At 70.4% G+C, this 24,508-nt stretch carries 21 protein-coding genes and 1 pseudogene; 8 read left to right on the top strand and 14 right to left on the bottom strand.

Going from position 1 to position 24,508, the window contains the following annotated elements; genetic code table 11:
- Nucleotides 1-23 precede the first annotated feature (23 nt).
- The gene (locus MNO14_RS00255) at nucleotides 24-728 is read right to left on the bottom strand and encodes an SDR family oxidoreductase (RefSeq protein ID WP_241944828.1); all 705 of its coding nucleotides are present in this window, start codon (nucleotides 726-728) and stop codon (nucleotides 24-26) included.
- A 191-nt stretch (nucleotides 729-919) separates the two neighbouring features.
- Here MNO14_RS00255 and MNO14_RS00250 point away from each other — a divergent pair, with 191 nt between their 5' ends.
- From MNO14_RS00250 to MNO14_RS00240, 3 genes are all read left to right on the top strand, one after another.
- Complete coding sequence (locus MNO14_RS00250; RefSeq protein ID WP_241944827.1) at nucleotides 920-3,793, top strand: pitrilysin family protein; 2,874 nt, start codon at nucleotides 920-922, stop codon at nucleotides 3,791-3,793.
- Nucleotides 3,794-3,880: 87 nt separating this feature from the next.
- Nucleotides 3,881-4,192, top strand: coding sequence for a DUF4156 domain-containing protein (locus MNO14_RS00245; RefSeq protein WP_241944826.1), 312 nt, complete (start codon nucleotides 3,881-3,883; stop codon nucleotides 4,190-4,192).
- Between the two features lie 152 nt (nucleotides 4,193-4,344).
- Nucleotides 4,345-5,361, top strand: a complete 1,017-nt coding sequence (locus tag MNO14_RS00240) for a 3-oxoacyl-ACP synthase III (RefSeq protein ID WP_241944825.1) — start codon at nucleotides 4,345-4,347, stop codon at nucleotides 5,359-5,361.
- 87 nt (nucleotides 5,362-5,448) lie between these two features.
- On the opposite strand, the gene MNO14_RS00235 is transcribed toward MNO14_RS00240, so the two are convergent.
- Nucleotides 5,449-7,167, bottom strand: coding sequence for a GAF domain-containing protein (locus MNO14_RS00235; protein ID WP_241944824.1), 1,719 nt, complete (start codon nucleotides 7,165-7,167; stop codon nucleotides 5,449-5,451).
- On the bottom strand, nucleotides 7,164-7,751 hold the full coding sequence (locus MNO14_RS00230; RefSeq protein ID WP_241944823.1) for a biliverdin-producing heme oxygenase: 588 nt from the start codon (nucleotides 7,749-7,751) through the stop codon (nucleotides 7,164-7,166). Before MNO14_RS00230 ends, MNO14_RS00235 begins: the two co-directional genes overlap by 4 nt.
- Before the next feature lie 137 nt (nucleotides 7,752-7,888).
- Here MNO14_RS00230 and MNO14_RS00225 point away from each other — a divergent pair, with 137 nt between their 5' ends.
- Nucleotides 7,889-8,800, top strand: a complete 912-nt coding sequence (locus MNO14_RS00225) for an alpha/beta fold hydrolase (RefSeq protein WP_241944822.1) — start codon at nucleotides 7,889-7,891, stop codon at nucleotides 8,798-8,800.
- Nucleotides 8,801-8,822: 22 nt separating this feature from the next.
- On the opposite strand, the gene MNO14_RS00220 is transcribed toward MNO14_RS00225, so the two are convergent.
- Together MNO14_RS00220 and MNO14_RS00215 are read right to left on the bottom strand one after the other, a co-directional pair.
- Nucleotides 8,823-9,251 (bottom strand): YkgJ family cysteine cluster protein, encoded by a 429-nt coding sequence (locus MNO14_RS00220; RefSeq protein ID WP_241944821.1) that lies wholly within the window; start codon nucleotides 9,249-9,251, stop codon nucleotides 8,823-8,825.
- 106 nt (nucleotides 9,252-9,357) lie between these two features.
- A complete protein-coding gene (locus tag MNO14_RS00215) occupies nucleotides 9,358-9,825 on the bottom strand; it encodes a YiiD C-terminal domain-containing protein (protein WP_241944820.1) in 468 nt (155 codons plus the stop codon).
- A gap of 68 nt (nucleotides 9,826-9,893) precedes the next feature.
- Here MNO14_RS00215 and MNO14_RS00210 point away from each other — a divergent pair, with 68 nt between their 5' ends.
- On the top strand, nucleotides 9,894-10,682 hold the full coding sequence (locus MNO14_RS00210) for a uroporphyrinogen-III synthase (RefSeq protein ID WP_241944819.1): 789 nt from the start codon (nucleotides 9,894-9,896) through the stop codon (nucleotides 10,680-10,682).
- An 85-nt stretch (nucleotides 10,683-10,767) separates the two neighbouring features.
- On the top strand, nucleotides 10,768-12,039 hold the full coding sequence (locus tag MNO14_RS00205; RefSeq protein ID WP_241944818.1) for a heme biosynthesis HemY N-terminal domain-containing protein: 1,272 nt from the start codon (nucleotides 10,768-10,770) through the stop codon (nucleotides 12,037-12,039).
- A 61-nt stretch (nucleotides 12,040-12,100) separates the two neighbouring features.
- On the opposite strand, the gene MNO14_RS00200 is transcribed toward MNO14_RS00205, so the two are convergent.
- Together MNO14_RS00200 and MNO14_RS00195 are read right to left on the bottom strand one after the other, a co-directional pair.
- Nucleotides 12,101-12,664 carry a hypothetical protein gene (locus MNO14_RS00200; protein WP_241944817.1) on the bottom strand — a complete coding sequence of 188 codons (564 nt, stop codon included), beginning with the start codon at nucleotides 12,662-12,664 and terminating at the stop codon, nucleotides 12,101-12,103.
- Between the two features lie 26 nt (nucleotides 12,665-12,690).
- Nucleotides 12,691-13,968, bottom strand: a complete 1,278-nt coding sequence (locus tag MNO14_RS00195; protein ID WP_241944816.1) for an acetyl-CoA C-acetyltransferase — start codon at nucleotides 13,966-13,968, stop codon at nucleotides 12,691-12,693.
- A 92-nt stretch (nucleotides 13,969-14,060) separates the two neighbouring features.
- Here MNO14_RS00195 and MNO14_RS00190 point away from each other — a divergent pair, with 92 nt between their 5' ends.
- On the top strand, nucleotides 14,061-14,960 hold the full coding sequence (locus MNO14_RS00190; RefSeq protein WP_241944815.1) for a hypothetical protein: 900 nt from the start codon (nucleotides 14,061-14,063) through the stop codon (nucleotides 14,958-14,960).
- Between the two features lie 206 nt (nucleotides 14,961-15,166).
- On the opposite strand, the gene MNO14_RS00185 is transcribed toward MNO14_RS00190, so the two are convergent.
- From MNO14_RS00185 to aceB, 6 genes are all read right to left on the bottom strand, one after another.
- Nucleotides 15,167-15,781, bottom strand: coding sequence for a superoxide dismutase family protein (locus tag MNO14_RS00185; RefSeq protein WP_241944814.1), 615 nt, complete (start codon nucleotides 15,779-15,781; stop codon nucleotides 15,167-15,169).
- A 61-nt stretch (nucleotides 15,782-15,842) separates the two neighbouring features.
- The gene (locus MNO14_RS00180) at nucleotides 15,843-16,367 is read right to left on the bottom strand and encodes a superoxide dismutase family protein (protein WP_241944813.1); all 525 of its coding nucleotides are present in this window, start codon (nucleotides 16,365-16,367) and stop codon (nucleotides 15,843-15,845) included.
- A 78-nt stretch (nucleotides 16,368-16,445) separates the two neighbouring features.
- Nucleotides 16,446-17,888 (bottom strand): nitrogen regulation protein NR(I), encoded by a 1,443-nt coding sequence (gene ntrC, locus MNO14_RS00175; RefSeq protein ID WP_241944812.1) that lies wholly within the window; start codon nucleotides 17,886-17,888, stop codon nucleotides 16,446-16,448.
- Nucleotides 17,885-18,988, bottom strand: a complete 1,104-nt coding sequence (locus MNO14_RS00170; protein ID WP_241944811.1) for an ATP-binding protein — start codon at nucleotides 18,986-18,988, stop codon at nucleotides 17,885-17,887. Before MNO14_RS00170 ends, ntrC begins: the two co-directional genes overlap by 4 nt.
- Before the next feature lie 43 nt (nucleotides 18,989-19,031).
- The gene (gene aceA, locus MNO14_RS00165) at nucleotides 19,032-20,363 is read right to left on the bottom strand and encodes an isocitrate lyase (RefSeq protein WP_241944810.1); all 1,332 of its coding nucleotides are present in this window, start codon (nucleotides 20,361-20,363) and stop codon (nucleotides 19,032-19,034) included.
- A gap of 55 nt (nucleotides 20,364-20,418) precedes the next feature.
- Nucleotides 20,419-22,059 (bottom strand): malate synthase A, encoded by a 1,641-nt coding sequence (gene aceB / locus MNO14_RS00160; RefSeq protein ID WP_241944809.1) that lies wholly within the window; start codon nucleotides 22,057-22,059, stop codon nucleotides 20,419-20,421.
- A gap of 116 nt (nucleotides 22,060-22,175) precedes the next feature.
- Between aceB and MNO14_RS00155 the strand changes: the two genes are divergently transcribed.
- Entirely contained in the window at nucleotides 22,176-23,144 is a 969-nt protein-coding gene (locus MNO14_RS00155) for a LysR family transcriptional regulator (RefSeq protein ID WP_241944808.1), read from the top strand.
- A gap of 158 nt (nucleotides 23,145-23,302) precedes the next feature.
- Here MNO14_RS00155 and MNO14_RS00150 read toward each other — a convergent pair.
- A pseudogene (locus MNO14_RS00150) lies at nucleotides 23,303-24,214 on the bottom strand (LysR substrate-binding domain-containing protein); the annotation flags it as partial.
- Nucleotides 24,215-24,508: the final 294 nt, after the last annotated feature.

The raw sequence follows: 24,508 nt of genomic DNA, 5'->3' as shown, positions 1-24,508 counted from the left end.
GGCTATTGTCCGCGCTCGAGCCGTCACCAGGGCAAGCGGGCGCCCGTCCAGTCGAGGAACTGCCCGCTGTCGTTGGCCGACAGGCCGTCGATCACCCGCAGCAGCCCGGCCACCGACGCATCCGGTGCCTCGCTCGCCTGGCCGCCGCCCATGTCGGTGCGGACCCAGCCGGGGTGCAGCGCCACGACGACCACGCCGCGCTCGCGCAGCGCATGCGCCAGCTGCACCGTCGCCATGTTCAGCGCAGCCTTGCTGATCGCGTAGCTGGGCGTGCCGAAGCGGGTGGTGCCGGCGATCGAGCCCAGTTGCGAGGACAGGTTCGCCACGCAGGCGCCGCCGGCCAGCCACGGCGCCAGCGCCTGGGTCAGCAGCAGTGGTGCGATCGCGTTCGTGCGCAGGCTGTGCTCGAGGGTCTCGCCGTCCAGGTGTCCGAACCGCTCGCCGCCGTGCAGGACGCCGGCGTTGTTGATCAGCAGGTCGATCCGGCCGCCCTTGCCGATCGCCAATGGCAGCTCGCGCACCAGCTCGGCGCGCGAGCGCGGGTCGATCGCATCAAGCGGCAGGATCTTGAGATGGCCGGGGTGTTCACCGGCGAGCGCGTTGAGCGTTGTCGCGCGCCCGGGTTGCCGGCAGGTCGCGACGACCGGCGCACCGGCCGCAAGCCGCTGACGGACGAACTCCAGGCCAAGGCCCCGGTTCGCGCCGGTGACCAATGTCCACTCGGGCATGGCGGCAGACTCCCACAGGTAAGGCCTTCACCCTAGCCGGCCGGCGATGAGGACGAAGTCGTCGCTGCCGCCGGTGGTCGTGCGTACGCCCGGCCGTCGGCCATGACCTGCGACCCGTGCCAGCGCGCGGGTGTATGGCTAGGATGAGCGGATCGTCCGCCCCCGCGCGGCCCGTTGCTCAGGAATTGCGCATGTCCGTCGGTCTCTCCCGTTCCGCCTCCTTCCGTCCCCGCCGCGCGCTGATGGCGCTGGCCACCGGGCTCGCCCTGGCCGGCGCCGGTCTCGCGCCGTCGGCCCTGGCGCAAACGCCCGCCGCGGCCGCCGCCGGCGTCGACATCCCCTTCGAGAGCTTCACCCTGCCCAACGGGTTGCGGGTGGTGGTTCACACCGACCGCAAGGCGCCGATCGTCGCGGTCAACATCTGGTACCACGTCGGCAGCAAGGACGAGCCGGCCGGCCGCAGTGGCTTTGCGCACCTGTTTGAACACCTGATGTTCCAGGCCAGCGAGCACCACGACGGCGAGTTCTTCGATCCGTTCTCGCAGGTCGGCGCGACCGACCAGAACGGCACGACCAACACCGATCGCACCAACTACTTTCAGAACGTGCCGACCACCGCGCTGGACATGGCGCTGTGGATGGAATCCGACCGCATGGGCCACCTGCTCGGCGCGATCGACCAGGCCGCGCTCGACGAGCAGCGCGGCGTGGTGCAGAACGAGAAGCGCCAGGGCGAGAACCAGCCCTATGGCCAGGTGTGGGACAAGCTCACCCGCGCGCTCTATCCCAAGGGCCACCCCTACCACCACGGCGTCATCGGCTCGATGAACGACCTCGACGCGGCCTCGCTCGAGGACGTCAAACAGTGGTTCCGCACGTGGTACGGCCCCAACAACGCGGTGCTGGTCCTGGCCGGCGACATCGATGTCGAGACTGCCAAGCGCAAGGTCGCGCAGTACTTTGGCGACATCCCGGCCGGCCCGACGATGGCCCAGCCGCAGGTGGATGTTGCCCGGCGCACGGCCGACACCCGCGAGACCATGGAGGACCAGGTGCCGCAGGCGCGGATCTATCGCGCGTGGAATGTCGCCGAACTGGGCACGACTGACATCGACCACCTGCAGGTGCTGGCCAACGTGCTGGGCGGCGCCAAGGCCTCGCGCCTCGACAGGCGCCTGCTGCACGACGAGCGTCTGGTCGACAGCATCAGCGCCGGCGCTTACGGCTCGCAGCTCGGCTCGAACTTCATCGTCATGGCGACGGTCAAGCAGGGCGTGGACCCGGCGACAGTGGACGCGGCGATCGAGGAGGAACTGCAGCGCCTGATCGAGCAGGGCCCCACGGCCGAGGAACTCGAACGCGCCAAGACCTCGTCCCGCGCCGGCTTCGTGCGCGGCATCGAGCGCATCGGCGGGTTCGGCGGCAAGGCCGACGCGCTGGCCGAATGCACGGTCTACGAGGGCGACCCTGGCTGCTTCCGCACGTCGCTGGCCAACATCGCCGCGACCACCGCCGAGGACGTCAAGGCAGCCGGCGCCAAGTGGCTCGACGTCGGCAGCCACACCATCACCGTGGTGCCCGGCGCACGCACGCCGCTCGCCGAGGAGCCGGCGGTGACGCCAGCGCCGTTCACCCCGCCCGCGCCGGATCCGAAATACCGCACCACACGCAGCACCGTCGACCGGAGTGCCGGGGTTCCCAAGACCACCACGTTCCCCGAACTGAAGTTCCCCGCACAGGAACGCGCGACGCTGTCCAACGGCACCCAGGTGATCCTGGCGCGGCGGCCGGAGATCCCGGTGGTACAGCTGAGTTACGAATTCAAGGGCGGGTATACCGCCGACCAGGGCCGCACGCCGGGCACCGCAAGCTTCACGATGAGCGTGCTCGACGAAGGCGCCGGCGGTCTGGATGCATTGGCGTTCGCCGACCGCGCCGAGGCACTCGGCGCAAGCATCGGCGCGGGCGCCTCGCTCGACGGCAGCAACGCCTACGTGTCGGCGCTCAAGGAAAATCTCGACCCGTCGCTGGCGCTGTTCGCCGATATGATCCGTCGGCCGAACTTCGCGCAGAAGGAGATCGATCGCGTCAAGGCGACCTGGATCGCCAGCATCGCGCAGGAGAAGGCGCGCCCATCGAGTGCGGCGATGCGGGTATTGCCGCCGCTGATCTACGGCGCCGACCATCCGTATGGGATCCCGTTCTCGGGCACCGGCAACGAGGACGCCATCGCGCGCCTCACGCGCGACGAGCTGGTGACGTTCCACCGTGATTGGGTGCGTCCGGAAGGCGCAACGCTGATCGTCGTCGGCGACACCACGCTGGCGGAGATCGTGCCGATGCTCGAGCGCCATTTCGGCGATTGGCGCGGCACTGGCCCGGCGCCGGCGGCGATCGAGATCGCCGAGGTCGCGCGCCCGACGGCATCGCGCGTGTTCCTGATCGATCAGCCCGGCGCGGTGCAAGCCAACATCTTCGCCGCCCAGGTGATCCCGTCCACCAGTGATCCGTCGGCAACCCGCTTCGACATGGCCAATACCGTGATCGGCGGCAACTTCACCGCGCGTCTGAACATGAACCTGCGCGAGGACAAGCATTGGTCGTATGGGGCGCGTAGCTCGGCCAGCGCAGCGCTTGGTCAGCGGCCGTGGGCGGCTTCGGCGCCGGTGCAGATCGACAAGACCGCCGAGGCGATGGCCGAGATCCAGCGCGAGCTCTCCGACTTCGCCGGCGGCCAACGCCCCCCCACCGATGCCGAGCTCACCCGCGCCAAGGCCATCCAGACTTTGAGCCTGCCCGGTGCCTACGAAACGGCGTGGTCGGTGATGAACACCATCGGCGGCAATGTCCGCTTCAACCGACCGGACGATTATGTGTTCCAGCGCAAGGCGGAGATCGAGGCGATGACGGTGGCCGATCTCACCGGCGTGGTGACGACGATCGATCCCAAGACCCTGACCTGGGTGGTCGTGGGCGATCTCAAGCAGATCGAAGCGCCGATCCGCGCCCTGGAGCTGGGCGAGGTGCAGGTGCTCGACGCGGACGGCAAGCCGGTCGGCCGCTGACACGTAACGGCGGCAATGCTCGCCTGCTCAGCCGATGCCCGCCACAATGGCGGGCATCGCGCCCTTCCTCGAACGTCCGGAGTCTCCATGCGCAAGTCCCTGCTGGTTTTGCTGCTGACGGTGTCCGCCACCGGCTGTACCTGGGTGCACATGGCGCCCGGTGCGAGCGCCGTGCGTGTGGTCAACGCGGCGCCGAGCAACTGCGAAAAACGCGGCGAGGTCGAGGTCTCGGTCAAGCACAGCATCGCGTTCGTGGAGCGCAATGCGCTGCGCGTGCGCGAGGAGCTCGAGACCCTGGCGCGCAACGAAGCACCCGGTCTGGGAGCCGACACCATCCACCCGCTGGGCGAGCCCGCCGCGGGCAGCCAGCGCTTCGCCGCCTGGCGCTGCGGACGCTGAACACGGCCTCGGCGCCCTGCTGATCGCTCCGCAGGGGCGCTGTCCGGCCCTCCTCGAATGTGCGGGCCGCGCAGGGCGCGCCCGCGACATGCGTCGCCTCGGCGAAGCGGTTACCCTATACGGCTCCCTTTGCCAGATCCGGCGCCCAGCCCATGCTTTTTGAAAACGTCGCCATCGCCGGCCTCGCCCATGTCGATGCGCCGCACCGTCTGTCCAGCGACGACATCAACGCCCGGCTGAAGCCGACCCTCGACCGGCTCGGCATCAAGACCGACGTCCTCAAGGACATCGCCGGCATCCACGCACGCCACCTGTGGGACGACGACACGCTGGCGTCGGACGCGGCGACGCTGGCCGGACGCAAGGCGCTCGACGATGCCGGCATCGAGGCCACCCAGCTGGGCCTGCTGGTCAACACCTCGGTCAGCCGCGACTACCTGGAGCCGTCCACGGCGAGCATCGTCGGCGGCAACCTCGGCATCGGCGACACCTGTCAGAACTACGACCTGGCCAATGCATGCCTGGCGTTCGTCAACGGCATGGACGTCGCCAGCCGCATGATCGAGCTGGGCGAGATCGACTACGCCCTGATCGTCGACGGCGAGACCGCCAATCTCGCCTACGAGAAGACCATGGAGCGTCTGCTGCACCCCGACGCGACCGAAGAGGACTTCCGCAACGAGCTGGCCACGCTGACGCTGGGCTGCGGCTCGGCGGCGATGGTGCTTGCGCGCGCGGACCTGGTGCCCGACGCACCGCGCTACAAGGGCGGCGTGACCCGCTCGGCGACCGAGTGGAACACGCTGTGCCGCGGCAACCTCGACCGCATGGTCACCGACACTCGCATGCTGCTGCTCGAAGGCATGAAGCTGGCGCAGAAGACCTTCGTCGCTGCGCGCGATGCGCTGGGCTGGGTCGTCGATGAGCTCGACGAGTTCGTGATCCACCAGGTCAGCAAGGTCCACACCGCGTCGTTCGTGCAGGCGTTCGGCATCGACCCGAAGAAGGTCCACACGATCTTCGGCGAGCACGGCAACATCGGCCCGGCCTCGGTGCCGATCGTGCTGAGCAAGCTGCGCGAAATGGGCCGCCTGAAGAAGGGCAACCGGGTCGCCCTGCTGGGCATCGGCTCGGGCCTGAACTGCTCGATGGCCGAGGTGGTCTGGTAACCATCTCTCCGGCGTCCCGCGCAGCGCGCGGGCGCCTGGCGCACCTGCCGTCGTCGCAGGCCGGCCGTGCAGGCGCGCGGCGAGGCGTCACTCCTCGACTGCGTGCGCCGGCCCGATCAGCGATTGCAGTTCGGCCTCCAGGCCGTTGATCCGTGCCGACAGCTGCGCCGCTTCCTGTGGGCTGACGTGCACCAGACCGTCGAGCAGTTCGGACATCTGCATCAGCCGGGTGCGCTGCTCGCGCACGTCCATGCGTGCGCGATGCGCGCGCAGGTCGCCGACCTCGGCATGCAGCACGCTGTGCCGGTAGCGCTCGCGCAGGGCGACCTGCAGGCGGCCGACGATCCGGCGGTCGGCATCCGACCACGGCACGCCGATGCCGCGCACCGTCTCGTGCCAGGCGGTGAAGCTCGCCCGCGGGCCGATACGGTCGCCTTCCTCGTCGATCAGGAACGGCGCGTCCGGGCGACCGGCCCAGCGCACGTCCTGGACCTCTTCGCAGCGGAAGAAGAACAGCCACTCCTCGCGCGCCGGGTCGAGCGGCAACGCCAGCACGCCGGCGATGCCGTCGGCCTCGTCGGGGTCATGGCTCCAATCGGCAGCGGCATCGGTGCTCACCAGGCCGGTGCCTGCGTCGTTGCGCTGGATCCAATCCATCAGGCCCGGCACCTGGTCCTGGCCGGGCGTACGCCCGGCGCTGTGCCAATGCCCGCCCTGCAACAGGCCGACGCCGTCGCAGTCGACCGCGCGGCACAACAGGTCGAGTTCGGTGGCCAGCGCCAGTCGCGGGTCGATCGCATTGTCGAGCCGCAGGACCAGGGTCTCGCGCACGCCGCGTGCGCCTTCCTCCAGCGCCAGCGCCCGCTGCTGCTCGCGCGCGGCCACGCGCATCGAGACGAACAGACCGAACAGATCGGCCGCCGCGCGCACGCCCGGCGGCACCCGGCGCGGCGTGCGGTGATGGCAGGCGATCAGCCCCCACAACCGGCCGGCGGACACGATCGAAATCGACATCGACGCGACCACGCCCATATTGGCGAGGTATTCCAGATGCACCGGCGAGACGCTGCGCAGTGCCATCTGCGCCAGATCCAGCGGTGCCCCACGTCCGTCGCGATCGGGCAGGATCGGCACCGGCACGTAGGTCGCATCGGGAATCACGCGGATGCGGTTGCGCAGATACAGCGTGCGTGCCTGCACCGGAATGTCGGACGCGGGATAGCGCAGGCCCAGATAGGACGTCAGCGCCGAATCGCGCGATTCGGCGACTACCTCGCCCGAATCGTCATGGCGGAAACGATAGACCATCACCCGGTCGTAGCCGGTCAGCAGGCGCACCTGCTCTGCAACCCGCTGGTGGAAGTCGCCGATGTCGTCGCTGCCGGCCACGCGCGCAATCATTGTTTGCGCGACCACGGTCGGCGAACGCTCGGCGGCGCTGCGCGGCTGCGGCTCGATCTCAAGGTGCACGAGCCCGTCGACGACGTGCACGCTGACATCGCACAGATGCGCCATCGGACCGATGTTGCCCACGGCCGCGCGCTGCGGCGGTGCGCCGGATTCGCCAAAGCCGATGGTCTCGGCCACGGCCTGGATCAGGTCATCGGTCAAGAATTCCCGCAACGTGTGCCGCAGCATCTCCTCCGGGCCCACCCCCATCAGCGATTCGATGTTGGCCGAGACATGGTGGATGGTCCAATCGGGCAGGTGACAGCTGATCAGATACCCGTGTGGCTGGATCGCCCCCGACAGGTGGATCGGTTCGTTGGCACAGACCTGCAGCGCGCGCTCGAGGACGGTGTTCATGCGGCGGACTCCTGAGCGGGGGCCGGGTGAGTGTGAAAACTGCGTTCGAAACAACCTTGCACCTGGACGAATGCATCGCAGGCACCGCGCTGCAGCCGCGCCATCAGCGCACCGTCCTCCGGCGCGCAAGCCGCGAGCCGTTCGAGCACGCGGGCCCAACCGCCATCGGCCGCATGCCGAGTGAGGAACCGCGCACCGGCCGCCTCGTCGTGACCGAGCGCAAGCGCGTGCCGCAACAGATAGCGGGCACCGACGCTGCTACCGGCCATCACGTATTCCCAGCCCAGGCGTTCGTCGGCGTTGGCCACCGGCGTGCAGATGCCCCCCGGCGGTAACGGCGCCAGCCCGAGCGTCTGCAGATCGCAGGCTAGCCAGAACGACTGGCGCGGCATTGCGCCGACGGCGATCTCATGGTCGGCAGCAAAGCGATGCATGCCGACCAGGTAACGCGCGTAGTCGCCCTCGCTCTGCAATCCGTCGACGAAAAACGCGTCCACCCGCGCGTGCAGATGCCGCGTCTGGCGACGCAGAAGCTGCCGGGCATCGACTGGCAGGTCGACCGGCTGGTGAACGCTCGCATTCATCGAAAAAAGCATACCGACCCGCATGGTCGCCATCTGTTGGAATCCGACATTGCACGCAGATCACCGCCGCGCCGGGCATTTGTGACCCTGGCCCCTACAATGGCGCGCCTCTGTGCCCGCGTTGGATTCACGACACCGTGCAAAAATTTCCGGATTACGACTTCGTCAGCCATCGTCTGGAGGTGCGGCCCGGCATCGGCCTGCATTACCTCGACGAGGGCCCGCGCGACGGCGAGGTCGTGCTGATGCTCCACGGCAATCCGTCGTGGAGCTATTACTGGCGACATCTGGTGCGCGGACTGCGCGATCGCTATCGCTGCATCGTGCCCGACCATGTCGGCATGGGCCTGTCGGACAAGCCCGACGACGGTCCGCGCGCCTCGCCTCGCTACGACTACACGCTGGCCTCGCGCGTCGAGGACGTCGGCACGCTGCTCGCGCACCTGGGCATCGACGGCCCGCTGACGCTCGCCGTGCACGACTGGGGCGGCATGATCGGCTTTGGCTGGGCGCTTGCGCACCAGGCGCAGGTGCAGCGGCTGGTGATCACCAACACTGCCGCGTTCCCGATGCCGGCCGCCAAGGCGATGCCTTGGCAGATCGCGCTGGGCCGCGACTACACCGTCGGCGAATGGATCATCCGTGGCTTCAACGCGTTCTCGGCCGGGGCCTCCTGGCTGGGCGTCGAGCGCCGCATGCCCGCCGACGTGCGCCGCGCCTATGTCGCCCCGTACGACAGCTGGCGCAACCGGATCTCCACGGTGCGCTTCATGCAGGACATCCCGCTGGCGCCGGGCGACCGCGCCTGGCCGCTGCTCGATGCCGCGGGCCGGGCCCTGCCCGGCTATGCCGATCGCCCGGCGTTCATCGGCTGGGGCCTGCGCGACTTCGTCTTCGACCGCCATTTCCTCGACGGCTTCCGCCAGGCGCTGCCGCAGGCCGAGGTCGAGGCCTTCGACGACGCCGGCCACTACGTACTGGAGGACCGACACGCGGTGCTGGTGCCGCGGATCCGTGCCTTCCTCGAGCGTCATCCGTTGCCGACCTAATCCGCGCGGGCGCGGGTTCCGTTCAAGCGGCAATGGGCGGAACCGTCGGCGTGGTCGGGCTGTGACCGTTGTCGTCGGGTTCGTCGTCGTTGGCCGATGCGTCACGCCAGCGCCAATCGGCGGCCGACAGCAGCGGCAGGCCGTGTGCCAGCCGGGCCCGGTCGCATTGGCCACTGCGCTCGCCGAACTCGAGCGAGGCCGGCACCGCCGCGCAGACCGACGGGCGCACTGGGTGGATCGTGCAGCGTGAGTAGCGTCCGATGTCGGCATCGAGCGCGATGCAGCGCGGCTGCGCGCAGGACGTGCCGCGCATCGCGCGCTCGTGCGTGCGCAGCGGTTCGGTCAGCGCTGGCGGCACCCGCCCACCGAGCTCGGGATCAGCCTCGCTCCAGTGGAAACCAATGCGGAAATGCGCGCAGCACGCACCACAGGACAGACACGGATGCGGCATGGCGCGACCGGGTGGAAGGAGGCAGGCGGGGCGCGGATTCTCGACCGCGCCGGCGGCCTGCGCAAGGCCCCCCGTCGCGCTGCGCACGGCGTTCAGCCCGGGAGGCTCAGCGCTCGGCGCTGGGCCGCAGAATCGCGGCGTAACGGGCCTGCATGCCGGTCGCGACCGCGCCGTCGGGCAGCACCACCTGCGCGGCTAGTTGCACGCGTGCGCGCCCCCGGGTGCGCAGGGTCCGTACAAAGGTGTCCCAGTCGCCGTCCGACAGCACGGCCTCGGCCTGCAGGTCGTCGCACAGCGGTGCGCGGTAGCGGATCTGAGAATCGGCGACGTAAACATCGGCATCGAGGCCGGCCGCTTCGGTGCGCAGCGTGGTCAGTCCCCAGCCGGCGAGCGTCATCAGCGACACCAGGCTGCCGCCGAACGCGGAGCCCTTGTCGTTGACGTGCTCGGCAAGCGGCGCGCGCAAGCGCAGGCGCTCGCCGTCGAAGCCGGCGATGTCGATCCGCATCGCGGCGACGGGCGGCATGGAAGCGTAGTGCGCCGCGAGCCTGCGCAGCGGGTCTTCGTGTTGCATCGAGTGTCCTGTCGGGGGGAAGAGTCGTCCGGCTTGCGCCGTTCCCCGGCAGCCACCAAGCTTCGCGCATGCATGTCGCGCCGGCTTCCTCGCTTCTGGCGGGATACTACGTCATCTCGCTGCGCCCGGTCGGGGCCCACGTCGCATTGCGGCGCGCCGCCGCGCGTTTGGGCGCACGCACATTCGCGCTGTCGCCGTGGCGTATCGTCCAGCGCGACAGCGACGCCGTCCGCGCCGCGCTGCAGGCCGCACTCGACGCCGAGATCGTGATCTTCTCCAGTCCGCCGGCGGTGGCCGCGGCCGCGGCCTTGCAGCCCTTGGTGCGCCGCGAAGGCCAGGACTGGTTTGCGGTCGGCGCCGGCACAGCCGCAGCGCTGGCGGCACGTGGCGTGGCGCCGGTGCGCGCGCCGACGCGCATGGACAGCGAGGGTCTGCTGGCGCTGCTGCCGCTGCACGCTCTGGCCGGACGCCGCGTCGGCCTGGTCACCGCACCCGGCGGACGCGGCATGATCGCGGCCGCGCTCGAGGCCGCGGGCGCCCACCTGCGGCGCGCCGATGTCTACGCACGCGTGCCGGTCCGGCCGTCCGCCCGGCGGCTGGCGGCGCTGCAGGCCTTGCCCGAGCCCTGGCTGTTGCCGATCAGCAGCGGCGAGGCGCTGACCGCGCTGCTGGCGCAGTTGCCCGACCCGGTGCGAACGCGCCTACAGCGCGCGCAGGCGCTCGCCGCCAGCGACCGGCTGGCCGTGCTGGCGCGCACGCTGGGATTTGCGGACGTCCGGGTCGCCGTCGATGCCCGGCCAGAGTCACTTCTGGCGGCCGCAGTGCCGGCCTCGCAGGCGGTTGCGCACGTATCCTGAATGGCACTCAGGCCCACCACGGGGCCATCACGATGCTGTCAGGCACCGTAGTCTGTCTTCGCATCGCCTTTACGGAAGCCTCCCCATGTCTCTGCTTCGTGCGTTGCTGATCTGGATCGTCATTGCCCTGGTGGGCGCGCTGGCCGCGCAGCTGTTGTTGTCCAGCGACCCTGGCCTGGTCATCGTCCGTTACGGCGGCCTCGACCGCAGTACCACGCTGGTCAACGCGATCGCGATGGCGCTGGGTGCGTTGGTGCTGCTCTGGCTCGTGATGAGCCTGATCGCCTTGCCGTTCCGCAGTTGGGGACGCTATCGCGAATCGCGCGCCCAGAGCCGCCTGGGCGAGGGGCTCGACGCCTTGCACCAGGGCCACTACGCGCGCGCCGAGAAGTTGCTCACGCAGTCGGCCAACGAGAATCCGCACTACGAGCCTGCCGCGCGCCTGGCGGCCGCGCAGGCGGCGTTCGCGCGCGGTGACGCGGCCGCGGCGCGTGCGCATCTGGACGGCCTGGGCGACCGGCATCCGGCCACGCGCGCCATCGCCCTGGCGCAGATCGCCATGCTCGAAGATCGTCCGATCGATGCGCTGACCGCACTCGATGCCCCGGGCGCGCAGCCGCTGCCGCCGCGCGGTCTGGCCTTGCGCGCCGACGCCTGGGCCCAGACCGGGCACGCGGCCGAAGCCTATGGGCTGCTCGGCGCACTGCGGCGCCAGCAGGCACTGCCTGAAGTCGAGCTCGCCGCCCGCGAGGTCCGCTGGGCCGCGGCGTCGCTGCACGAAGCGGCCGACGCCAACGTGCTCGCCGAGCGCTGGGAAGCGTTGCCCAAGGGGTTGCGCACCGAGACCCCGGTGGTGCTTGCCTATGTCGACCGCGCGTTCGCGCTGGGCTGGCACGACGCCGCGCTGCGCAGCCTGGAAACCGCGCTCGATACCCGGTGGGACGAACAACTGGCCTCCCGTTACGCGATGCTCGATGTCGGCGACCCCGAGCATCGGCGCACGCGCCTGGAGCGCTGGCTGCAGGCGCATCCGGCCAGCCCGGCGGCGATGCTGGGCCTGGCGCGGCTGCATCATGCGCGCCGCGACTGGGGTCGCGGCCGCACGCTGCTGCAGCGCGCGGCAGAGCAGGGCGCCGGCAGCGAAGCCTGGGTCCAGCTGGGCGACGGCTACGCGGCCGAAGGCGACGAGCGCACTGCGCGTCTGTGCTACGCCAACGCACTGCGCGTGGCACGCAACGAACCGATCGTGGCCCTGCCCGTGGACGCATCGGCACCGATGATGGCGGCCACCGAACGGCGGGACGATCACGGCCTGCCGCACCTGCGCGATCCCGACGACCTCACCCCGCGGCCCTGACCCGGATGCCGCGGTCGCCCAAGCAGGCGGCGACCGCGGGACCGTCGGCGCCTGCCGCCGGTCAGCGCATCAGGCGATGGATCGCCACGGCGCCATCGACGGCCTGCGCCAGCGTCACATCGGCGACCGCGCCACGCGCGTTCGCGGCCAGGGTCACCGTGACCGGACCGACGATCACCTGCGGCCCGACCGGCCCCAGGATCTCGGCGCCGTCCAGGCGCCCTTCGGGATAGGCGATGAAGCCGCCGAGCGCGGCGACCCGCGGATCGTCCACGTACAAGCCGGCCCGACGCATGTCGGCCTCGGTCAGCGGCTGCTGGTCGACAATCACGATCGCACCTAACGCGGCGCCATCGTCCGCCCCACGCCAGGCGCAGCTCAGGCTGAAGGCATCCGCGGTGTCCTGCCGGGTCCCGGCGGGGTCGACCACCGCCAGGCCGGCGATCAACTCGCCCAGCGCGGTGGCGATCGCATCGCAATCCGGCAGCGCTTCGGGTGGGGGTGGCGCAGAGAGCACCGCAGGCCCACGCGACGGCGCGGGGGCCTCACCACAAGCGGCCAGCGCGACGAGCAGGGCCGCGGCGAGCGGCCCGAGCCGGCGCGCGGTGGACGGGAGAACAGACATGGAGACGGCCTTGGATGGACGTGCGGTCAACGTTCGAGGATCGCGACCACGCCCATACCGCCGGCGGTGCAGATCGAGATCAACGCCCGACCGCCCCCACGCTCGACGAGCTGCTTGGCGGTGGTGGCGACAATGCGCGCGCCGGTCGCCGCGAACGGATGGCCGGTCGCCAGCGACGAGCCCAGCGGATTGATCTTCTGCGGCTCGATGCGTCCCAGCGGCGCCTCCAGGCCCAGCCGCGTGCGGCAGTAGTCCGCGCTCTCCCACGCGCGCAGCGTGCACAGCACCTGCGCGGCGAACGCTTCGTGGATCTCGTAGAGATCGAAGTCCTGCAGCGTCAGGCCGTTGCGCGCGAGCATCTGCGCGACCGCAACCGTCGGCGCCATCAGCAAACCCTCGCCGTGCACGAAGTCGACCGCGGCCACGTGCGCGTCGCGGATGTGGCACAACACCTCGTGCCCGTGCGCGGCCGCCCAGTCGTCGCTGGCCAGCAGGCACGCGGCCGCGCCGTCGGTGAGCGGCGTCGAGTTGGCGGCCGTCAGCGTGCCTCGGCCCGAGACCTTGTCGAACGCGGGCTTGAGCGTGGCGAGCTTCTCGATCGAGGTGTCGGGCCTGAGGATGTTGTCGCGCGCGACGCCGCGGAAGCTCACCACCAGATCGTCGAAGAACCCGCGCTCGTAGGCCGCGGCGAGTTTGTGGTGCGAGGCGACCGCGAGCTCGTCCTGCGAATCGCGCGAGATGTTCCACTCCTTGGCCATGTCCTCGCAATGCTCGCCCATCGACTTGCCGGTGCGCGGCTCGGCCACGCCCGGAAAATCGGGCTTGAGCTCGCGCGGACGAAACCCGCGGAACGCCGCGATCCGGTCCTTGGTGGACTTGGCCGCATTGGCCGCCAGTAGCCGGTGGCGCAAGGCGCGGCCGTAGACGATCGGCACGTCGGACGTGGTGTCCGAGCCGCCGCCGATGCCCGATTCGATCTGGCCGGTCGCAATCTTGTTGCCAATCGCGACGATGGTGTCGAGCGACGTGCCGCAGGCGCGCTGCATCGTGATGCCCGGCGTCAGCGCCGACAGCCCCGACGACAGCGCCGCCTCGCGCCCGAGGTTCCAGTCGCTCGAATGCTTGATCACCGCCCCCATCGCCACCTCGCCCAGTTGCTGACCATGCAGACCGAACTTCTCGACCAGGGCGCCGAGCGTGCGCACCGACATGCCCAGGTTGCCGACGTCGGCGTACGCGGTGTTCTGGCGACAGAACGGGATGCGGACGCCACCGAGGACGGCGACGGGACGACCTAGCAGCATCGGATTTTCCTCGCAGGGGCTTGCGTGAGACTGTCCACGACACGGGACGGGCATAATGTGAACGAGTGTATCCCTGCCTGTGTGGACGGCCAATGACCGCAGATCCCGACATTTCCCGACACGATGCCGCGCCGCTCGTGCGCGGTGTCCTGGCCCTGGAACTGAGCGACGACTCGGTGCCGACCCGCGACGCCGTAGGCCAGCAGGCAGCCGGCGCACTGGCCACAAGGCTGGGGCGCGACCTGGGCGTGTTGGTGCCCGGCGTGCGCGACCTCGACCTGGTCTTTGCCGCGGCGCATTTCGATCCGGCCGAACTGCTGCGCCCCGGCTGGCCGATGCACCGTCGGCTGGAGGAGCTGCGCGCGCGCGCGCCGCAAGCCGGGCAGGGGCCACGGATCATCGCCTTCGGTGCCGATGACAAGGGCGAGACGCCGCTGCCGTTCCGCGCCGACCGGGCACTGGCCGGCGGTCGTCTGCGCGTGCTGCCGTACCTGTTCGTCGGCGAAGCCGCCGCGACCGAGGCGGTCTCGGCGCATATGGAATCGATGCTGCTCGACCTGGGCATGGTCCAGGCCGACACCGCGTTGCAGGCGCAGGATGCGTTCGGGGCGCGGATCGAACACGCCCGCTACCTGACGCTGCACGACCTGTTGGCGATGACCGCGCTGCAGTACCGCAACCAGGGGCTGGCGCCGCTGTGGGACGTGCTCGAGACCGCGTTGCTGGCGCCGGCCGACGAAATCTGGCTCGACGCCCCGCCCGAACCGCTGCTGCGACATGCGCAGGGCGAGGTGCGCATGGCGCTGCTGGGCCCCGACGACTGGCGGCGACGCTGCGCGCCTGGCGAGCAGGACGAAGGCCGTCTCGCCCATGGCCTGGCGATGCACGAAGCCCGTCAGCGTCAGTTCGCGGCCGTGCTGCAAGCGCACGGCGTGCCGGTCGAGTTCGTGCACGTCACACCCGGCCAGGACCCACGCACCGCGCTGGCCTAAGCCCCGTCAGCCCTGAAACGCTGCATGCCACCTCCGCCGCGCGGGAGGTCGTCGGGTGCGACCGTTTCGCGGCCGACCTGACCCCCTCTCGCGCTCACGGGGACGGTCGATGCCGCAGGCATCGGGCGGGGGCGGGACTTTCACCACGCCCCTACGATGCCCGCCCGCGAGGACGCGATGTCCCCGCGGGTAGAGCCCGCAGTCCGTCAGGACCGGATCACACCGCAGGCCAGCCGATCGCCGGCGTTGCCGGTCGGCTGGGTGACGTAGTCGTCGGCGTTGGCATGGACGATGACCGCCTTGCCGACGATGTCGGTGGGGGCGCCATCGCCGAGCGTCGCGCCTTCCAGCCAGGTGTCGACCGACGCGGTGCCGTCGGTGCCGGCGACGATGTTGTCGCTGTCGCCGACGTGGTGCGCGCCGTGGCCGACACGGCCATGATCGCTGCTGGCCGGATTGAAGTGGCCACCGGCGCTGGTGCCGTCTGGCGCGCTGCAGTCACCTTTCTCATGCACATGAAAGCCGTGCGTGCCGCCCGGCGGCAGGCCGGTGACCGTGCCGGTGACCTGGATGCGGCCATCGACCGTGGCAAAGCGCAGGGTGCCGGCGGTCTCGTGGCCCTGGGTCGGGGCGAGCTCGACACTGGCGCTGGCGGCTGCGGCCTCGGCCGCAGGAGCCGATGCCTGCCCTGACGCGGGCGCGGCGGCGCGATCGGCCTCGGCGGCGGCATCGGTGTTAGCGCTCGTGGTGCTGTTGCCGCAAGCGGACAACGCCAGCGCGAGCACCGCGACGGCCGGCATGAGGAGACGGGTCTGGGACATGGGAACACTCCTTCGGGGTCGAATGGCGCAGTGCGCCGAAAACGGGATGAACGCAGGCGGATCATTCGATCCGGACGACGCCGCAGGCGACCCGTGCGCTGATCGCGCCGGGGGTCGCGCCGAGCACCAGCAACGCGCGCCCGACGACATCGTTGGGCGCACCGCCGCCCAGCACGGCGCCGGGCAGCAGCAGGTCGACCACCGCGACACCGCGCGGATCGGCGAGGATGCGCCCGCGCTCGCCCGAGTCGGGCAGCTGCGACGGCGCGCCGCGCTGGGCGTCGTACTCGGGCCCGGCGCTGGCGGCATCGATCGCGCTGCAGTCGCCGCGGGCGTGCAGGCGCAGGTTGTGGGTGCCGTTGCGAACCAGGCCGCCGATCTCGCCGCGCACGCGCACGCCGCCTTGCGCGGGGCTGAGCATCACCCGGCCACTGACCAAGGTGCCCGATGCCGACGCGAGATTGGCGACCGCGGCGTTCGCGGTGCCGGTGCCGGCCGATGGCGGCAAGGCTGCGGCGTCCGGCGCCGGCGCCGGACGCGGCGCGCTGGCGCAGCCCACGACCAGCGCGGCGGCGAAGAGGGACAACGCGGGACGGAACGATCGAAGCATCGACGACACCTTTATGGATCGGGAGTTCAGTGCGGATGAAGGCCCGGGCACCGCTCAGCCGCGCCGGCCGCGGGCCCCCAGCTTGCGGGTCAGCGTGTTGCGGCCCACGCCCAAGCGCACCGCCGCCTCGGCGCGGCGCCCTCCGGTCTGGGCCAGCGCGGTTTCCAGCAGCACCCGGTCCAGGCGTTCGCGGGCCTGGGCATGGAGATCGGCATCGCCGGCGCGCAGTCGCAGGTCGGCCCAGGCGCGCAGCGCGTCCTCCCAGTGCGTGGCTTCGCCCGGCGCAGCCTCGCTCGCCCGCGCGAGGCCTGACTGCGCCGGCAACAGCGCGTCGAGATCCTGCACGGTGATGCGCTCCGACGGCGCCAGCGCCGCCAGCCGCCAGCACAGGTTCTGCAGTTCGCGCACGTTGCCCGGCCAGTCGTACGCCGCCAGCCGCTGCAGCGCGGCCCGCCCCAGCCGCTTGGCCGGCGCGTCGAGCTTGGCGGCGGCCGCCTGCAGGAAGCGTTCGGCCAGTCGCGGCACGTCATCGCGCCGCTCGCGCAGCGGCGGCAGGCGCAGGCGCACGACGTCCAGCCGGTGCAGCAGATCGGCACGGAAGCGTCCCTGCGCGACCAGCGCTTCGAGATCCTGGTGGGTCGCGGCGATCACCCGCACATCGACCCGGATCAGCTCGCGGCCGCCGACCCGGAAGAATTCGTCCTCGGCCAGGACACGCAGCAACCGGGTCTGCAGCGAGGCGGGCATGTCGCCGATCTCGTCGAGAAACAGCGTGCCGCCGTCGGCCTGCTCGAAACGGCCGACGTGGCGCCGTGCCGCGCCGGTGAACGCGCCGGCCTCGTGGCCGAACAGCTCGCTTTCCAACAATTCGGCTGGGATCGCAGCGGTGTTGAGAGCGACGAACGGCCGACTCGCGCGCGGGGATTCGCGGTGCAGCGCGCGCGCGACCAGTTCCTTGCCGGTCCCGGTCTCGCCGGTCACCAGCACCGCGACCGGGGCCTGCGCGAGCCGGCCGATCGCGCGGAACAACTGCCGCATCTGCGGGGTGTCGCCGACCAATGCATCGTCCGCACCTGCGTCCATACTCTCGACCGGCTCGCCGGGGCCGGCCGGTGCAGGCTCGCGGTCGCCGAGCACCCGCGCGGCCAGGGCGACCGCCTCGTCGAGATCGAACGGCTTGGACAGGAACTCCTGCGCGCCGCCGCGGAACGCACCGGCGGTGCTGGCGACATCGGTGTAGGCCGACATCACCACGACCGGCAGCTGCGGATGCGCCTGTTTGAGCGCATCGAGCAGCTGCAGGCCGCTGTCGCCGGGCATGCGCACGTCGGTGAACAGCAGGTCGGGCGCAGCACGCCGCAGCAAGGCCTCGTGCACCGCCTGCGCGCTGTCGAAGCCGGACACGTCGTAGCCCGCCTCACTGAGCGCGGTGGCAAGCACGAAGCGGACGGCGCGATCGTCGTCGACGACCCAGACGCGGCGGGCAGGGGACGTCATGGGGAAGCAGGGGCCTCGGAGGGGCCGGTACCGGCAGGGGCGTCGGCCGGCAGCGCGGACGCGGCGTCGAGCGGTGGAAACGGCAGCTGCAGCGTGAACACGGTGTGGCCCGGACGCGAGCGGTAGACGAGCGCGCCGCGATGTTCGCGCGCGACCTGCTGGGCCAATGCCAGTCCCAGTCCGCTGCCGTCCGGACGCCCGGACACCAGGGGCAGGAAGATCTGCTCGACGAGATCGCCCGGCACGCCGCGGCCGTCGTCGACAACTTCCAGCCGCAAGGCCATCGCATGCACCTCGTCGCCGATACGGGCCCCCAGTGCGGCGCGGGTGCGCAGGGTCACATTCGCCGCGCCCGCCTGGATCGCGTTGCGCACCAGGTTCCAGATCGCCTGGGTCAGCCGATCGGCATCGCCCAACAGCTCCGGCAGGCTGGGGTCGTAGTCGCGGACCATCCGCACCGCCCAACCGGCATCGGCCTCGGCCAGCCGCAGCACCTGTTCCAGGACACCGTGGATGTTCAACGGCCGATGCGGTTGTGGCGCCTGGGGCGACAACAGCTGGTCGACCAGCGCACTGAGCCGGCCGACTTCCGAGCCGACCAGCGCGACGAGTTCCTCGGTCTCGCCGTCGCCGGCGCGACGGGCCAGCAACTGCGCCGCGCCCTTGAGCCCGGCCAGCGGATTGCGCAGTTCGTGCGCCAGCCCACGCAGCGCCGCCGACAGCGCCAGCGGCATCGCCAGCGTCGGATCGGCGCCCGGAAACTCATCCACCGGGTGCGCCTCGAGCAGCACGCCGCCATCGGCGGCGCGCGTCACCCAGGCATCGGCGAAACGCGGCTCACCGCCGAGGAAGGCCAGCGCCAAACGCCGCAACCGCAGCGGCGCGTCGCTGTCGTCGCCAGGCTCGCGCAGCGCCTGCCGCAAGGTCTCGCCCTCGACCTCCAGGGCGGCCAGCGGCTGCTCCAGCAGCCGCCGCCGGCCCACGCCCAGCCAGCGCGCGAAGGCCAGATTGCAATCGCGGATGCGGCCGTCGGCCTCCGCCCACACCAGGGGCGTGGCCAGCGCATCGAAGTCGGCAGCGGGCAGGGCGGCGGCGAGCATCGCACCAATGTAGTGCACTCCGCCGCCGCCGGCACCCTTCCTCTTACGCTGCGCGCGTGGCGTAGAACTGCGCCTCCTCGGTCGAGCCGGTCAGTGCGGTCACGCTGGAGGCGCCGCCCTGGATCACGGTGGTGACATCATCGAAGTAGCCGGCACCGACTTCCTGCTGGTGGGAGACGAAGGTGTAGCCCTGGTCGCGGGCGGCGAACTCGCGCTCCTGCACCTGCTCGACGTAGTGGCGCATGCCTTCGCCGCGCGCGTAGTCGTGCGCGAACCGGAAGCTGTTGAACCAGTTGATGTGGATGCCGGCCAGGGTGATGAACTGGAACTTGTAGCCCAGCGCCGACAGGTCGTCCTGGAACGAGGCGATCTGGCGATCGTCGAGGTTCTTCTTCCAGTTGAAGCTCGGCGAGCAGTTGTAGGCCAGCAGCTTGCCGGGCGTGGCGGCGTGGACGGCCTGGGCAAACTCGCGTGCGAAACCCAGATCCGGGGTGCCGGTCTCGCACCACACCAGGTCGGCGAAGGGGGCGTAGGCGACGCCGCGGCTGATCGCCTGCTCCAGGCCGTTTCGGACCTTGTAGAAGCCCTCGGCGGTGCGTTCGCCGGTGACGAACGGCGCGTCGTTGGCATCGAAGTCGGAGGTCAGCAGGGTGGCCGCCTCGGCATCGGTGCGCGCGAGCACGATCGACGGCACGCCGAGCACATCGGCGGCCAGACGCGCGGCGATGAGCTTCTGCACGGCCTCCTGGGTTGGCACCAGCACCTTGCCGCCCATGTGGCCGCACTTCTTGACCGCGGCCAGCTGATCCTCGAAATGCACGCCCGCCGCACCGGCGACGATCATGTTCTTCATCAGTTCGTAGGCGTTGAGCACACCGCCGAAGCCGGCTTCGCCGTCGGCGACGATCGGCAGGAAGAAGTCGATCGCCTCGCGCGCGTCAAGCTTGCCGTCGGCGATGTTCTTCCACTGGATCTCGTCGGCGCGCTGGAAGGTGTTGTTGATCCGGCGCACCATCGCCGGCACCGAGTCGTAGGCGTACAGCGACTGGTCGGGATACATGGTCTCGGAGGTGTTGCCGTCGGCCGCGACCTGCCAGCCCGACAGGTACACCGCTTCCAAACCCGCCTTGGCCTGCTGCATCGCCTGCCCGGCGCTGATCGCGCCGAACGCATTGACGTAGCCCTTCTTGGCCTGTCCGTTGAGCAGCGTCCACAGCCGCTGCGCGCCGCGGCGGGCCAGCGTGTGCTCGGGCTGCACGCTGCCGCGCAGGCGCACGACGTCGGCCGCGGTGTAGGTGCGCCGGATACCGCTCCAGCGCGGGTCAGTGGTCCATTCGTGCTGCAGGGCGTCGATCTGGTGCTGTCGCGTGGTCATGGGAAATTCCTTGGGCGTGATGATGCGTGATGAGCGATTCGCCGCAGCGGGCGTCTCACAGCCGCTCGTATGCCGGCAATGTCAGGAAGTCGGCCAGCGTGTCGGCCCGGGTCAGCGCTTCGAGCAAGGCGATGGCCTCAGCCACCCGGGCGGCGCCGGGGACCGCCTGGCGTGACAGGCGCGAGGGCAGCGACAGCAACACGCGGTCGAACAGCGCGTCGTCGATCGCGGTGCCATCGTCGAGATGCAACGGCGTGCCGGGCGCACCGCTGGCATCGGCATCGGCGTGGTGCAGCCACTGCCACAGCTGTGCACGTGCGATCTCGGCGGTCGCAGCGTCCTCCATCATGCCGTGGATCGGCACGCAACCATTGCCGTCGAGCCAGGCGGCGAGATAGCGCACGCAGACCTCGACGTTGCCGGCGAAGCCGGCGTGCGTGATCGTGCCCAGCGATGGCGCGATCAGATCGTCGCGCGCGATCAGCACATCGTCGCGCGTCATCGCATGCTGGTGCGGGCCGCGCATGCGCGCATCGAACACCTGCCGCGCGATCGGGATCAGCGCCGGGTGCGCGACCCAAGTGCCGTCGTGACCGGCGGTGACCTCGCGCAACTTGTCGGCGCGCACCCGGTCCATCGCCGCCTCGTTCGCGGCCTCGTCGCCCGAGATCGGGATCTGCGCCGCCATGCCACCCATCGCGTGCGCGCCGCGGCGGTGACAGGTCTGGATCAGCAGTTCGGAATAGGCCTTGAGGAAGGGCTGGGTCATCGTCACCTGGCCGCGCTCGGGCAGCACGCGGTCGCGGTGCCGTCGGAAGGTCTTGATGTAGGAGAAGATGTAATCCCAGCGCCCACAATTGAGGCCGGCGATCCGCCCGCGCAGCGCGTGCAGGATCTCGTCCATCTCGAACGCGGCGGGCAGGGTCTCGATCAGCACCGTGACCCGGATCTGTCCGACCGGCAGGCCCAGCGCGCGCTCGATGTGCGCCAGCGCGTCGTCCCACAGCTGCGCTTCTTCCATCGACTGCAGCTTGGGCAGGTAGAGGTAGGGCCCGCGATCGCGCGCGGCCAGCGCATGGGCGTTGTGGAACGCGAACAGCCCGGCATCGAACAGCGACGCCGACATCGGCACGCCGTCGACAAGCACATGCTTCTCGTCCAGGTGCCAACCGCGCGGCCGCACGATCAGCACCGCCTGCCGCGCCTCGGGCAGCAAGGCGTAGCGCTTGCCGTTGCCTTCGAAGGTCAGGCTGCCGGCGACCGCTTCGCGCAGCGCGCGCTGGCCGGTCAGCAGATTGGCCCAGGTCGGCGAGGTCGAATCCTCGAAATCGGCCATGTAGCACTGCGCGCCGGAGTTGAGCGCGTTGATGACCATCTTCGGATCGACCGGCCCGGTGATCTCGACCCGCCGGTCGCGCAACGCGACCGGAACCGGCGCGACCGTCCAGGCCGAATCGCGGATCGAACGGGTGTCGGCGCGGAAGTCGGGCAGGGCGCCGGCGTCGAAGGCGGCCTGGCGGGTGTGCCGGGCGCGGAGCAGAGCCTGGCGCCGGGCCTCGAACTCGCGATGCAGGCCGGCGAGGAAGGCCTGGGCTGCCTTGTCGAGCAGATCGACGGGCGTTCCGGCAGGCAGTCCGGCGGGCAGATCGCACGCGGCATCGGGGGGCGGTGCGTGCAGGCGGTGGACGGCGTTCATGGCAACTCGGCCTCTCGGATGGTGGTGCGGTGCAGCAGACCGTCTCTCCACACCCGGTATTTGACAAACGAGTTCTGTCAATGCGAACTATGAGCTCAGCTGATACTTGAGCCGAGATGACCGCCAAGTCCCCGCCACCGTTACGGTTTCCGTACAAGAGCGACCGGCTCAAGCCGCTGCGTGCGTTCTGCCAGACGACCCGTCTGGGCTCGGTGTCGCGGGCCGCCGAGGCGCTCTACGTCAGCCAGCCGGCGATCTCGCTGCAGTTGCAGGCGCTCGAACGCGAGCTCGGGGTCAAGTTGCTCGAACGCAGCGGCCGGCGCTTGGTGCCCACCCGGGCCGGCGAAGTGCTCTACGACCTGGCACTGCCGCTGGTGGAGGGCATCGACGGCTTGCCGGCGGCGTTCCGCCGCGAGGTCGGTGGCCTGGACGCCGGTGCGCTGACGATCGCGGCCAACAGCTCAACCATCCTGTACCTGCTGCCGAAGATCGTCGAACTGTTCCGCCGCCAGCATCCCGATGTGCGGCTGACGCTGCACGACGCGATCACCGCCGACGGCAACGACCTGCTGCGCAGCGACACGGTCGACCTGGTGGTCGGCTCGATGGTCGACGTGCCGCCGGACCTCGATTACGCACCGGTCTACCGCTTCGAGCCGGTCCTGCTCACCCCGCCCGACCACGCGCTGGCGCGCGCGCGGCGGATCACGCTCGAGGAGATCGCGCGCTACGGCCTGATCCTGCCGCCGAAGCGGCATGTGACCTACCGCCTGGTCGATCAGGTGTTCCAACAGGCACGCGTGCCCTACACGCTCGCGCTGGAGGTCGGCGGCTGGGAGGTGATCAAGCAGTACGTCGCGATGGGCATGGGCATCTCGATCACCAGCGCGCTCTGCCTGGAGTCGGGGGATGCGGCGCGACTGGCGGCGCGCCCGGTATCGGACTGGTTTCCCGCGCGCAGCTACGGCGTCGTCGTGCGCAAGGGCAAGCTGCTCTCACCGCAGGCACGCGCGTTCGTCGAGCTGATCCGCCCGGACCTGTTCGCACGGCGCGACGGGACGGGGGGCGGGCACTCCGAGCGCTGATCCCCGCGTCGCTGCCGTTAGCTGTCGGCGGCGGCGGGTTCGGCGAGATCCGGCTCCGGCGCTGCGGACCGGCGCGACGCCTTCTCCAGCTGCGCCAGCGCGACCTCGCCGGCGGCTTTGGCCTCCAATGCCTGCTTCTGCACCATGCACAGCGTCTGCATGTGGTCGGCGTCGAAGTTCAGGCGCTCGATCAGGAAGTCGACGAACGCACGGACCTTTGGCGAGACCAGTCGGCCGCCGGCGAACACCGCGTTGAAGTCGACCTCCGGACCGGTCCAGCCGGCGAGCACGCGCTGGACCATGCCCGCCTCGACGAAGGCCTTGGCCATCACGTCGCCGGTCAGCATCAGGCCCTCGCCCTTGATCAGCGCCCAGTTCAGGGCGGCCGGATCGTTGCCGACCAGCTGCGGATTGACCGAGAACTCGCGCAGCACCTGACCATCGGTCAGCGACCACGCGAACCGGCCATTGTGCGGATTGCGACTCTTGCGCGTCACCAGTGTGCGGTGATGCTGCAGGTCGTCGGGATGCAACGGCTCGCCGTGCTTTTCGATGTAGGCGGGGCTGGCGAAGACCTGCGTGCGCAGGCTGCCGAGCTTGCGCGCGACGAAGTTCGAATCGGGCAGGGTGCCGACACGCAGCGCCAGATCGGCCTCGCCGGCGATCAGGTCGAGCTGCTCGTTGCCCATGTGCATGTCGAGCAGGATCTCCGGGTACTGCGCCTGGAAATCGCCGAGCAGCGGCGCGATCCAGGTGATACCGATCGAATAGGGCACGGTGAAACGCAGCCAGCCGCGCGGACCGCCCTGCAATTGGCCCACCGCGGCCTCGGCCTCTTCGAGTCCGCGCGCGATGCGCTGGCAATGCTCGTGGTAGACCGCACCGGCCTCGGTCAACCCCAACCGACGCGTGGTTCGGTGCAGCAGCCGCGCCCCCAGCCGCTGCTCGAGCTCCTGCACCTTGCGGCTGACCGTGGTCTTGGGCAGGCCGAGTGCATTGGCGGCAGCGATAAAGCTGCCCTGCTCGACCACCTTGACGAAGATTAGCGTGTCGTTGAGATCGTGGGCCATGCGCGCGCTCCGGTGGGGGGACGGACGCGATTGGCCCGTTCGAGGGACAATTATTCCCTCGAATCGGGACTAATCAAGTCCTCGATGGCGGCCTATCGTTTGCAGCCTCCCCCGACCGGAGTCCGCCGATGTCCGTCGACCGCCCTGTTCCCAGCCCCCATGCCGTCGCCCGACTGGGCCGCCCGGCTGCGTCCCGGCGTCGGCTGGAAATTCCGCCGAATCAATCATCTAGCGCTCGTCTTGCGGTCCCCCGCGGGGTGCGTGGCGGCGGCTTCGACTGGCGCCGGATGTGGG

The organism is Luteimonas sp. S4-F44, assembly GCF_022637415.1.
GTDB lineage: Bacteria > Pseudomonadota > Gammaproteobacteria > Xanthomonadales > Xanthomonadaceae > Luteimonas.
This window is presented reverse-complemented; position numbering and strand designations above follow the sequence as displayed.

What these genes read in the sequence shown, in the direction of transcription:
- MNO14_RS00235 (WP_241944824.1), bottom strand. Translation starts at nt 7,167, where the DNA reads ATGAACACCGTCCTCGAGCGCGCGCTGCAGGTCTGTGCCAACGAACCG.
- MNO14_RS00240 (WP_241944825.1), top strand. Translation starts at nt 4,345, where the DNA reads ATGCTTTTTGAAAACGTCGCCATCGCCGGCCTCGCCCATGTCGATGCG.
- MNO14_RS00215 (WP_241944820.1), bottom strand. Translation starts at nt 9,825, where the DNA reads ATGCAACACGAAGACCCGCTGCGCAGGCTCGCGGCGCACTACGCTTCC.
- MNO14_RS00255 (WP_241944828.1), bottom strand. Translation starts at nt 728, where the DNA reads ATGCCCGAGTGGACATTGGTCACCGGCGCGAACCGGGGCCTTGGCCTG.
- aceA (WP_241944810.1), bottom strand. Translation starts at nt 20,363, where the DNA reads ATGACCACGCGACAGCACCAGATCGACGCCCTGCAGCACGAATGGACC.
- MNO14_RS00250 (WP_241944827.1), top strand. Translation starts at nt 920, where the DNA reads ATGTCCGTCGGTCTCTCCCGTTCCGCCTCCTTCCGTCCCCGCCGCGCG.
- MNO14_RS00170 (WP_241944811.1), bottom strand. Translation starts at nt 18,988, where the DNA reads ATGCTCGCCGCCGCCCTGCCCGCTGCCGACTTCGATGCGCTGGCCACG.
- MNO14_RS00190 (WP_241944815.1), top strand. Translation starts at nt 14,061, where the DNA reads ATGACCGCAGATCCCGACATTTCCCGACACGATGCCGCGCCGCTCGTG.
- aceB (WP_241944809.1), bottom strand. Translation starts at nt 22,059, where the DNA reads ATGAACGCCGTCCACCGCCTGCACGCACCGCCCCCCGATGCCGCGTGC.
- MNO14_RS00155 (WP_241944808.1), top strand. Translation starts at nt 22,176, where the DNA reads ATGACCGCCAAGTCCCCGCCACCGTTACGGTTTCCGTACAAGAGCGAC.
- MNO14_RS00245 (WP_241944826.1), top strand. Translation starts at nt 3,881, where the DNA reads ATGCGCAAGTCCCTGCTGGTTTTGCTGCTGACGGTGTCCGCCACCGGC.
- MNO14_RS00220 (WP_241944821.1), bottom strand. Translation starts at nt 9,251, where the DNA reads ATGCCGCATCCGTGTCTGTCCTGTGGTGCGTGCTGCGCGCATTTCCGC.
- ntrC (WP_241944812.1), bottom strand. Translation starts at nt 17,888, where the DNA reads ATGACGTCCCCTGCCCGCCGCGTCTGGGTCGTCGACGACGATCGCGCC.
- MNO14_RS00230 (WP_241944823.1), bottom strand. Translation starts at nt 7,751, where the DNA reads ATGAATGCGAGCGTTCACCAGCCGGTCGACCTGCCAGTCGATGCCCGG.
- MNO14_RS00210 (WP_241944819.1), top strand. Translation starts at nt 9,894, where the DNA reads ATGCATGTCGCGCCGGCTTCCTCGCTTCTGGCGGGATACTACGTCATC.
- MNO14_RS00200 (WP_241944817.1), bottom strand. Translation starts at nt 12,664, where the DNA reads ATGTCTGTTCTCCCGTCCACCGCGCGCCGGCTCGGGCCGCTCGCCGCG.
- MNO14_RS00195 (WP_241944816.1), bottom strand. Translation starts at nt 13,968, where the DNA reads ATGCTGCTAGGTCGTCCCGTCGCCGTCCTCGGTGGCGTCCGCATCCCG.
- MNO14_RS00205 (WP_241944818.1), top strand. Translation starts at nt 10,768, where the DNA reads ATGTCTCTGCTTCGTGCGTTGCTGATCTGGATCGTCATTGCCCTGGTG.
- MNO14_RS00185 (WP_241944814.1), bottom strand. Translation starts at nt 15,781, where the DNA reads ATGTCCCAGACCCGTCTCCTCATGCCGGCCGTCGCGGTGCTCGCGCTG.